The sequence below is a fragment of the uncultured Candidatus Puniceispirillum sp. genome (assembly GCF_963979125.1).
Classification (GTDB): domain Bacteria; phylum Pseudomonadota; class Alphaproteobacteria; order Puniceispirillales; family Puniceispirillaceae; genus Puniceispirillum.
In genome coordinates this window covers 1-6,802 of sequence record NZ_CAXBVX010000108.1, presented here as the reverse complement: position 1 = coordinate 6,802, position 6,802 = coordinate 1, and the positions used below count along the sequence as shown (strand labels likewise).

At 48.7% G+C, this 6,802-nt stretch carries 11 protein-coding genes and 1 pseudogene; 3 read left to right on the top strand and 9 right to left on the bottom strand.

Annotated elements, in window-relative coordinates:
- Together ABNT28_RS09490 and ABNT28_RS09485 are read right to left on the bottom strand one after the other, a co-directional pair.
- Positions 1–414, bottom strand: a pseudogene (locus tag ABNT28_RS09490) (hypothetical protein); the annotation flags it as partial.
- A gap of 36 nt (positions 415–450) precedes the next feature.
- Positions 451–1,077 carry a tetratricopeptide repeat protein gene (locus tag ABNT28_RS09485; protein ID WP_348721458.1) on the bottom strand — a complete coding sequence of 209 codons (627 nt, stop codon included), beginning with the start codon at positions 1,075–1,077 and terminating at the stop codon, positions 451–453.
- A gap of 240 nt (positions 1,078–1,317) precedes the next feature.
- Between ABNT28_RS09485 and ABNT28_RS09480 the strand changes: the two genes are divergently transcribed.
- The 3 genes from ABNT28_RS09480 (at position 1,318) to ABNT28_RS09470 (ending at position 2,462) form a co-directional block, all read left to right on the top strand.
- Complete coding sequence (locus tag ABNT28_RS09480) at positions 1,318–1,647, top strand: DUF2794 domain-containing protein (protein WP_332924777.1); 330 nt, start codon at positions 1,318–1,320, stop codon at positions 1,645–1,647.
- Positions 1,648–1,811: 164 nt separating this feature from the next.
- Positions 1,812–2,090, top strand: a complete 279-nt coding sequence (locus tag ABNT28_RS09475) for a hypothetical protein (protein ID WP_332924778.1) — start codon at positions 1,812–1,814, stop codon at positions 2,088–2,090.
- 72 nt (positions 2,091–2,162) lie between these two features.
- Positions 2,163–2,462 carry a DUF3126 family protein gene (locus ABNT28_RS09470; RefSeq protein WP_332924779.1) on the top strand — a complete coding sequence of 100 codons (300 nt, stop codon included), beginning with the start codon at positions 2,163–2,165 and terminating at the stop codon, positions 2,460–2,462.
- A 35-nt stretch (positions 2,463–2,497) separates the two neighbouring features.
- Here ABNT28_RS09470 and ABNT28_RS09465 read toward each other — a convergent pair whose 3' ends face one another.
- The 7 genes from ABNT28_RS09465 to guaA form a co-directional block, all read right to left on the bottom strand.
- Positions 2,498–3,118 (bottom strand): LysE/ArgO family amino acid transporter, encoded by a 621-nt coding sequence (locus ABNT28_RS09465; protein WP_332924780.1) that lies wholly within the window; start codon positions 3,116–3,118, stop codon positions 2,498–2,500.
- 67 nt (positions 3,119–3,185) lie between these two features.
- Positions 3,186–3,419 carry a peptidase gene (locus ABNT28_RS09460; RefSeq protein WP_332924781.1) on the bottom strand — a complete coding sequence of 78 codons (234 nt, stop codon included), beginning with the start codon at positions 3,417–3,419 and terminating at the stop codon, positions 3,186–3,188.
- A gap of 93 nt (positions 3,420–3,512) precedes the next feature.
- Positions 3,513–3,914 (bottom strand): DUF2306 domain-containing protein, encoded by a 402-nt coding sequence (locus tag ABNT28_RS09455; RefSeq protein ID WP_332924782.1) that lies wholly within the window; start codon positions 3,912–3,914, stop codon positions 3,513–3,515.
- 4 nt (positions 3,915–3,918) lie between these two features.
- Entirely contained in the window at positions 3,919–4,230 is a 312-nt protein-coding gene (locus ABNT28_RS09450) for a cupin (RefSeq protein ID WP_332924783.1), read from the bottom strand.
- A 148-nt stretch (positions 4,231–4,378) separates the two neighbouring features.
- On the bottom strand, positions 4,379–4,549 hold the full coding sequence (locus ABNT28_RS09445) for a DUF1272 domain-containing protein (RefSeq protein WP_348721459.1): 171 nt from the start codon (positions 4,547–4,549) through the stop codon (positions 4,379–4,381).
- A gap of 209 nt (positions 4,550–4,758) precedes the next feature.
- The gene (locus ABNT28_RS09440; RefSeq protein ID WP_332924785.1) at positions 4,759–5,088 is read right to left on the bottom strand and encodes a hypothetical protein; all 330 of its coding nucleotides are present in this window, start codon (positions 5,086–5,088) and stop codon (positions 4,759–4,761) included.
- A gap of 4 nt (positions 5,089–5,092) precedes the next feature.
- On the bottom strand, positions 5,093–6,640 hold the full coding sequence (guaA, locus tag ABNT28_RS09435; RefSeq protein ID WP_332924786.1) for a glutamine-hydrolyzing GMP synthase: 1,548 nt from the start codon (positions 6,638–6,640) through the stop codon (positions 5,093–5,095).
- Positions 6,641–6,802 lie beyond the last annotated feature (162 nt).

Genomic DNA, 6,802 nt, shown 5'->3' with positions numbered 1-6,802 from the left:
ACCAAGTGGCGTTACCGCAAAAACCTTGCCGCCATTAATGACAGGCTGAGCCAGATCGACAAGATTACTGCCGCCACTGCCAATCGAGGCTGACCATATCTTTTTCAACGGCAGATCAATGTCAAGATGGCCGCCAGAATGCGCGGCTGAACCACCTGCATGAGTCGCCGACGCCGAACCTGATGGCGCAGGCAAACCAGCGCCTTGGTCAAAAGCCGCTTGATCAGGCGTAATCGTGTCAACGCTGGCGAAAACCGCAATACGTTCACCTGGTAAAATGACTTCGGGCGGCGAACATGCCGACAATGCCAATAGCATCATGCCAGCCAAAGCCGATAATGATGCCTTACCCGATATAACAGCAAGATTCGGGACAAAAAACCTAGCTGGGGGCATGTTAAGGCGCATCTTCATTCATGTCTCCTAGAGGCTTTCACCTATGGTCAGCAATCAGGCGTTCAGGATATCCAGCATCCGCTGGGCGCGCTGGCGTAACGACTGAGGAATTTCGGTTAATTTGATAATCTGTTCAAGTTTGGCCTTGGCCGCGTCGATCTTGCCTGTCTGTAGGTCAAGTCCAGCACTTTGTTCAAGCGCCAACCCCTGCCATGTACCTGCCGCACCAATAAGCGGCGCAAGGCGGTCCTGTAAACTTTGGGCGCTGGCGTCAGCTGGAGCATTCATAACCGATAAAAGCTGGGCGAATTGCCGATATAGCGGATCAATGTTTTTGTCTTCGGCAAGCGCGTTATAGCTGGCTTGCGCGGCAACATAATCACCTGCTCTGGCCTCGGCGGCGGCAATCTGGAAGCGTGCCAGCATTTTATAGCCGTCGGTCAATTCATCGACATTATTATTAAGCGATGAAATCACATCATCGGCTTTTAATGACGTGTGATATAAATCAGCCGCCTTTTCAATCTGATTGGTAGAATAGATGTTATAGCCCTGATACCCACCAACGGCCAAAACAACCGCCATACAAGCACCAATTACATATTTACCATATTGTGCCCATAATAGCTGTGCACGATCTTTCTTCAGCTCTTCATCAATTTCATCAAAAATGTCAGCCATGAACCCAAACTTCGTCCTTGCATAATATGGCCATCACCTGATCGTCCAAATGCCACGACCCTGACGTGATAACCAGCCTAGATATAACCTTTAACTGGTCTTGGCATGACGCCATCATCCAGCAAATAAGCCACATCAATCATAAAAAATGCCAATGCTTTATTGACCTTGGCAAAAACCTGCCTCAACATAACCGTAATGCTTCGAAACAGCCACCACAAAAAATAGGTATAAAGGTACGTGTCTCAAGTTTCCAATCCAAAAAAATCCCGACGCCCACTTTATTTCACCCGTGGTGAGCTTGGACTCATACTTGCTGCCTACAGTGCGCGTGTCGCCGCCGGTGAATGGCGCGACTATGCATTGGATCATCTAATGGGGTCTGCTGCCTTTTCTATTTTTCGTCATACACATGAAACACCAGTCTATGTGATTGAGAAACAACAACGTCATCATAAAGAACGGCCACAATTTATTCTGCGCGATAACAAACGCGTTTTGTGCAAAGCATCAATGGTTCAAGACGTGATTAGTCACTTTAATAAATTACCGCGTCTGGTGTCAGGCTAGCCAAGACGTTAAAGCCTGAGATCACTGTTACCAATTTCGTAAAATCTTCGATCTGCTTATTTGGTGCTTGTTCAGCCACATAAAATACGTTAATCATAATTAGAACAAAACATGAACATTAATATGTTATGACATCTTTGACTTGTCAGGATAGGAGAATCAGGATGGGAGAATTCAAACGGCAACTTATCGTCAAAAGCGAACCTGTAAATCCTATGACCCTTGCTGATCTGGATGCAGATAATCAATATGTTTTGTGCTGGTGCAATCGATGTGGTCATAGCGCAGACATTGACCCAACGCCGCTTATCAGTCGCCTTGGCCCGCTATTTCCGGTGCCCGAACTTGGTGGACGTATGCGTTGCACACCCTGTCAGTCGCATGACGTCACAACATCGCCGGCGTGGCTTCATGATGCGGGACAGATCGCCGTGCATGGCTAAATAACATTTTACAACAAAGCATGCTTGCATGGTGCGGATGGATAGGTTAGGCATTTTAAACGTCTGGCCTTGATGCGCTTACATAGGTCAGCCGCCATAAAGGGTGTCTGGTTTTCATCAGATGCCAAGCAAATTGATGAGAAGGCAGACGCCATGAATGCAAGTGAAACAGCAAAAGTTCAACGCTATTTACGCCAGCGCTTTGGCAATAATAAATTGTCAATTGCCCGCCGCGAAAACAAGGAAGATTCAGCCGATCTGATGCTGGAGGATGAATTTATCGGCGTTGTGTTTCAGGATAATGAAGATGGTGAGACATGCTATCATGTTCAGATCAGCATTCTTGAAGAAGACCTTGAAGACATCGTCTAACCTGTTTGCAATCACGCAGATGCCGTGATCGCGGGCTAAATCCAGTTGCCCGCGCGCGCCATGGCAAGCGCCAGGATAAACATAATCACCGCTATGACTGTATCAAGCACACGCCATGCACCTGGCCGTTTCATATGGCTGGCAAAATAGCTGGCACCATAGGCAAGCCCGAAAAAGAAAACGAAGCTGGCGCTGGCAGCACCGCTTCCAAATAGCAGCTTGTCGATACCGTCAAATTGCAATGATACGGTGCCAACCAGAATCACTGTATCAAGATAGACATGCGGGTTGGCAAAGGTCAGCATCGCCGCCACCCCCAATGTAGGGATAACATCCAGGCTTTTAACCGCGCCTGCTTCGAGGCCGCCGCCGCCACGCATCACATCACGCAGACGCATCACCCCGTAAAGCGCCAGCCAGATCGCCGCCCCGCCAAACATCCAGTCGGTATAAGGTGTCATGATGTCGGCGATCAGCAACGACAGCCCGCCAACACCCGCAGCGATCAATAACGCATCAGACAGCGCACAGAACAACGCCACAGCAAACACATGTCTGCCGATCAATCCTTGACGCAGAACAAAGGCATTTTGCGCCCCGATCGCCAATATCAACGAAAAGCCAAGCGCAAATCCAGTAATGAAGGATGCAGGCATAGATAGATCTCACTTTATATCTGCCCATACTGCACGCCTTGGATAGGCAAGCAAGCAAAAGTCGAGGCTAAAACCAATAATAGCGGACAATGCCATAAGCATAGAGAAGCGCAAAAATGATGTTGATCCACTTCAATTGTGGCTCTGTATGAAGCCAGGCGCAATAAATCCAGATCAGGCAGAACGGCAAAGAAATCAACATTGTATAGGGATACCAGTCAAATATAACCGCAAGGGCACTCAACATGCCAAGCAGTAATGCAAATTGCTTTAGATATTTTTCCGCTGTTTCTGAAATCATATGTCCCCCATCACCGTTCGCATCAGAAAATGATTATCATAAGATTATTAAATTTTCACTAGATGTCAGCATTATTGTAGCTTGCGCAAATCATCATGATCCGCTGACAACGGCAAACATAATCCGCCCAGGAAAAAAGGTAAATACCCCCGTTACCACCAGCGCCAGCCAGAATAAATTTGCCATAATGCGTTGATGCTGGCGAATACGGCCTGTACGGGCGCACCAGATTGCCCGCGCCAATAAGGTGATTGTCAGCACCGATAGCAAATGAATCGGGCTAAATAATCCCCATAATTCAATCGAATGGATAAAGAAACCAGACGCCGCCACAAAAAACATCATGGCGCACCAGACATAACCAAGCCAGCGATGGCGTTTTGTGCCTTTGGGGCTGGCCAGTTGCACCCCGCCAATAAACAAGGCGGCAAACGCAACCAATGCATGCGGAGCAATTGGCATGGGCGCGCTCAGCAAAGGCGAAAGCGATGACATTGTCCTAGACGCTACCTTCAGCTTCGATCACAAGGATACGTGCCTCACCTTGTGGGTGCGCGACATGCTCGGTGCCAACAGATGCATAGAAAATATCACCAGTGGCCAGATCAACCGACATTTCATTGCCATTTTCACGATAGTACATGCGCACGTTGCCATCCAGAACGGCAAACACCTCAGCCCCGTCATTTACATGCCATTTATAGGGCTGATCCGTCCAATGCAGGCGCGTGGTGATGCCATTCATGCTGGCAATATCCAGCGCGTCCCATGCCCGTGATCCGGTAAATTCTTTGCTGCGAATAATATCCATATGCCAGCCTATGCGGCGTTAACCATATGGCTGAAGTGGATTTTTGAAATGTTGATGTGAGATGTTTAATAGTGAGTTGTGATATATGTCCGACTATGGCGTGATGCACGTTCATACGCATAAACCATCAGGCTGGTATATGCCCGAACTAATGCCGAACGTCTCTTTTAGGGCGTTTGACTATCTCACCATTACAGTTCTTGCATATATGGTTCATTTCTTTTCCGCAATTCATGCAGTAAGTGCATTCGAACGAACATATAAAAGCGTCAGAGTCATGTTCGAGCTTTGTTTCACATTTTTCACACTCTATTTTCATGTCCAACATTAAATCACCCCCAAGCACATGCAGTATGTTTAAAAGTGTTTGATTTTACCAAATTATTTTTACTTTAAAGGTCTGTTACTATTTCATACTCCGAATAATATCCATGCGGCTAACCTAAGGGCGTTAACCATCTGAAGAAAGGCACTTTTAAACAATCTGCCTACAATATGGAAACAGGCCACATTGCTTTGTGACAAACCTTAATGCTCTTGCCCATGTTGATCCCATGCCGCCAAAGCCTCATCCCAATATGGCATGGCATTGGTTTCGTAACCATATACTTTGCCGCTACCAATCTTTGAAAAATGTTGCATGGCTCTTACATGGCTTGGTGATGATCTATAAGCCAGCATATAGTCTTTTGACTGCCAGACAGTCAGCGTGTGCTGGACATGATGGCGTGACGTGAAAGCGCAAAGCAACACACCTTCGGCGTTCTGGGCGTGTCTGGATGCGGGAATTGTCAAGACCCAGAAACGTATCCAGCCCATGAACCCTTTTGGTTTAAGCCCAGTCACCGAGACATACATTCACTCATTCCCACTCAATAGTACCAGGTGGCTTTGATGTCACGTCATAGACAACGCGGTTGACACCTTTGACCGCATTGATAATACGGGTCGCGGTACGCGCCAAAAATTCGTGGCTAAAGCCATAGCTTTCGGCGGTCATGCCATCGCTGGAGGTCACCGCCCGCAACGCACAGACATATTCATAAGACCGCGCATCGCCCATCACGCCCACGGTTTTGACAGGCAACAAAACGGCAAAAGCCTGCCAGATGTCGTCATATAGTCCAGCTTTACGAATTTCGTCTAGATAAACAGCATCAGCCTCGCGCAAAATATCCAGCTTTTCCGGCGTAATCTCGCCAGGCACACGAATGGCCAGCCCCGGGCCCGGAAATGGGTGCCGCGATACCAGCACTTCGGGCAAGCCCAGCTCGCGCCCCAGATTTCTTACTTCATCCTTGAACAATTCGCGTAACGGTTCGACAAGATCAAGCTTCATATTATCAGGCAAGCCGCCGACATTATGATGCGATTTGATCGTGACATCGGAACCGCCTGCGGCCGAAATGCTTTCAATCACATCGGGATATAGCGTGCCTTGTGCCAGAAACCGTGCGCCATCAATCTTCTGGGCTTCTTCGTCAAAGACTTCGATAAAGCTACCGCCAATGATCTTGCGTTTTTGCTCGGGGTCGGACACCCCTGCCAGCCGTTCAAGAAACATGTCCGATACATTTCGATGGATCAACGGGATATTATAATGCCCGCCAAACAGGCTGACCACCTCTTCGGCTTCGCCTTTGCGCAGCAATCCATGATCGACAAATACACAGGTCAGTTGATCGCCAATCGCTTCATGAAGCAACACCGCCGTTACCGAGGAATCAACGCCGCCCGACAGGCCGCAAATGACCTTGCCATCACCAACCTGTTTGCGGATAGCTTCGATTGAACGGGACCGATAGGCCGCCATCGACCAGCTTCCCGAACAGCCACATATATCCAGCGCAAACCGGCTAAGCACCTTATCACCATCCTTTGTATGCACGACTTCGGGATGAAACTGGACACCGTAATAATGTCGACTTTCATCAGCCACCGCGGCAAAAGGCGCGCCATCGGATTTACCAACGACACGAAAACCATCAGGCAAGGCAGCGACATGATCGCCATGACTCATCCAGACAGTATGTGCAGTGCCTTTGTCCCACAGGCCGTCAAACAAGGCGCAATGTTCCGTCACATCAAGCTCAGCACGGCCAAATTCGCGGCTGGTGCCTGGTTCAACGCGCCCCCCCAATTGCTGGCACATCGTCTGTTGGCCATAACAAATGCCAAGAACGGGTATCTGCATATCAAACACGATTTGTGGCGCGCGCGGCGTATCTGCCATAGCCACCGAATTGGGCCCTCCAGACAGAATAATGCCCTGCGGCGCAGCAGCGCTGATATTTTCGGGATCTGTCGTGCATGGCAAAATTTCGGTATAGACACCTGCCTCGCGAAGCCGCCGTGCGATCAGCTGTGTTACCTGCGATCCAAAATCGATGATCAGGATTGTATCTGCCATGTTATGCCCTTTATGTCTTGCTACTTGCTTGTTCCATCTATGCCGCACCGATTAACGTAACCGCGCTTGTATGATAGCAATAAAAACCCATCCGTATTATCGCGGCCCCGATCAACGTAGCCGCGCCTGTATAATCGCAACAAAAAACCCATCCGTATTATC